This is a genomic window from Pseudoalteromonas sp. Z1A6 (assembly GCF_011378745.1).
Lineage (GTDB): Bacteria > Pseudomonadota > Gammaproteobacteria > Enterobacterales > Alteromonadaceae > Pseudoalteromonas > Pseudoalteromonas arctica.
In genome coordinates, this window is the sequence record NZ_WTKW01000634.1 from 1 (window position 1) to 1056 (window position 1056).

1 protein-coding gene is annotated in these 1056 nt (G+C 50.1%); it reads left to right on the plus strand.

The window, feature by feature from the left end:
- Positions 1-1056: Ig-like domain-containing protein (locus GQR46_RS20030; protein WP_240922937.1), on the plus strand; the 1056-nt coding region annotated here is incomplete at both ends.

Sequence of the window (1056 nt, forward strand, 5' to 3'; positions counted from 1 at the left end):
TACAGCGTCAGCGCCAGCATCACCGATGCTGCAGGCAACACAGGCACAGGTACAGACAGTGGCGAAGTCGATATAACACCGCCAGACTTAGCATTTACACCTACCTTCTTATTAGGCTCATTGGTGTTATTAAACGGCACCTCTGATTTACCGGCTGGCAGTGAAATTACCATTACTGAGCAACTTGTTGGCGGCGGTGTGGGCGTAAGTTACACCACAACCACTGACGCCAATGGTAACTGGTCACTGACTGGTATTGATATCTCATTACTGAACTTAGGCTCAGTGATCGCAACAGCGACCGATGCAGCAGGTAATACCCGTACAATTAGCTCAGACGACTTTGATAATACGCCACCGACACTCACTGTTGATGTTGCAGCACAAAGCGACAGCAACACGCCAATCATAAGCGGCACAAGCGATGCAGGTGAGGGTGCACAAGTGACGATTGTGGTTACCGACAGCAACGGCAACCCACAAACCATCACCGCGCTTGTGGATGCAAACGGTGATTGGAGCGCCACACCAGCGACACCATTAAGTGAAGGTCAAAGCACCATTGAAGTAAGTGTACGCGACAGTGTTGGCAATGAAACCACCGTGAGTGACACCACGACTATCGACACGCAAGCGCCAACGCTCACCATTCAAAACGTAGGCGATGTTAGCGATTTAACACCTGAGCTGCAGGGCACCAGTAATGAAATTGGTGGCACTGTCACACTCACTATCACGGATAGCGCAGGTGCTGTGCAAACCATTGATACAATAGTTGACAGCGATGGCCACTGGGTTATTGAAGTATCAAACGCGCTTGCCCAAGGTGACTTCACAGTTGTTGCGAGCATTACCGATGCCGCAGGCAATGAGAGCACAGCGAATAGCAGTGGCAATGTTGATACGGTTACACCAATCGTCACTGTTGACGCATTGGGTCTAGGTAACGACAGCACCCCAGTTGTTAGTGGTACCTCAACAGAGCCTGAAGGCACGGTTATCAACATTATTATTACCGACAGTAACGGTGATGAGCACCCAATCACTGCCACAGTT